Genomic DNA, 1,109 nt, shown 5'->3' with positions numbered 1-1,109 from the left:
CCGGCGGCAGAAAGGCTGTCGCGTGAGCATGTGTGACAAGCCTCTGCCCGCCCGAGGACCTGGCCGCGGCGTTCGCCCTGGGTGAGGGCGAGATCCTCAAGCGTCCAGACCTCCGCGCTTGACCAGCTGGCCTGCGATGACGTTGCGCTGGATCTCGTTGGTGCCCTCGCCGACGATCATCAGCGGGGCGTCCCGGAAGTAGCGCTCGACGTCGAACTCGGTGGAGTAGCCGTAACCACCGTGGATGCGGACGGCGTTGAGCGCGATCTGCATGGCCGTCTCGGAGGCGAAGAGTTTGGCCATTCCGGCCTCCATGTCCACGCGGCGGCCCGCGTCCGCCTCGCGGGCCGCGTACAGGGTGAGCTGCCGGGCAGCGGTGAGTGACGTCGCCATGTCGGCGAGGTAGTTGCCGATGGCCTGGTGCTTCCAGATCGGTTTGCCGAACGACTCGCGCTCCTGCGCGTAGGCGAGCGCGTCCTCGAAGGCCGCCCGGCCGACGCCGAGCGCGCGGGCCGCGACCTGGAGGCGGCCGGTCTCCAACCCCTTCATCATCTGCGCGAAGCCCTTGCCGTCCGCACCGCCGAGGACTGCGTCCGCGGGCGCTCGATAGTCCACGAATGCCAACTCGCAGCTCTCCACGCCCTTGTAGCCGAGCTTGGGCAGGTCGCGGGAGACGGTCAGGCCCGGCCCGTGCTCGACGAGGAGGATCGAGATGCCCCGGTGAGCGGGCGTGGCGTCGGGGTCGGTCTTGCACAGCAGGGCGATCAGACCGGAGCGGCGGGAATTGGTGATCCACGTCTTCGCGCCGTTCACCAGGTAGCCGTCGGCGTCCTTGCGGGCGACGGTGCGCATGGCCTGGAGGTCGGAGCCGCCACCGGGCTCGGTGAGGGCCATGGTGGCGCGGATCTCGCCGGCGGCCATCCTCGGCAGGTAGTGGCGCCTCTGCTCCTCCGTGCCGAACCGCAGCAGCAGTTTGGCGACGACCGTGTGGCCTCCCATCGCACCGGCCAGGCTCATCCAGCCGCGGGCGAGTTCCTCGGTGATCAGGACGTAGCAAGGGGTGGAGACCGGGGTGCCGCCGTACTCCTCGGGGACGGCGAGGCCGAAGA

Annotated in this window: 1 protein-coding gene; it reads right to left on the bottom strand. The window is 69.9% G+C overall.

Translation table 11 applies throughout. The features are described from left to right. Positions 1 to 96 precede the first annotated feature (96 nt). Positions 97 to 1,109 (bottom strand): acyl-CoA dehydrogenase family protein (locus ABT300_RS44305; RefSeq protein WP_351688900.1); only part of this gene is annotated, 1,013 nt, incomplete at its 5' end.

This window comes from Streptomyces sp. NPDC001027 (genome assembly GCF_040299045.1).
Classification (GTDB): domain Bacteria; phylum Actinomycetota; class Actinomycetes; order Streptomycetales; family Streptomycetaceae; genus Streptomyces.
Note: the sequence above shows the minus strand (reverse complement) of the source record. Positions and strands in the feature narration are given on the sequence as shown.